1 protein-coding gene is annotated in these 330 nt (G+C 67.9%); it reads left to right on the plus strand.

What is annotated here, in order from left to right:
• Nucleotides 1-330: SDR family oxidoreductase (locus tag AOK17_RS52985; RefSeq protein ID WP_245697746.1), on the plus strand; the 330-nt coding region annotated here is incomplete at both ends.

Genomic DNA, 330 nt, shown 5'->3' on the forward strand with positions numbered 1-330 from the left:
GGCGGCCTCGCGTATGGAGCGTGGCGGGCGGATCATCACCATCGGTACGTGTATGACGCAGCGGGTGCCTGGGCCCGGTGGCACGCTGTACGCCACCGGGAAGTCTGCCCTGGTCGGGCTGACCAAGGCGTTGGCCAGGGAGTTGGGTGAGCGGGGGATCACTGCGAACATCGTGCATCCTGGGCCGATCGATACGGATATGAATCCGGCGGGTGGGCCTTATGCGGGGGGTCAGGCTGCGATGACTGCGGTCGGGCGGTTCGGGACGGTCGAGGAGGTTGCATCCGCGGTGGCTTATCTGGCGGGGGTGGAGGCGGGGTACGTCACGGG

The sequence above is a fragment of the Streptomyces phaeochromogenes genome, assembly GCF_001418655.1.
Taxonomy (GTDB): Bacteria; Actinomycetota; Actinomycetes; order Streptomycetales; family Streptomycetaceae; genus Streptomyces; species Streptomyces phaeochromogenes.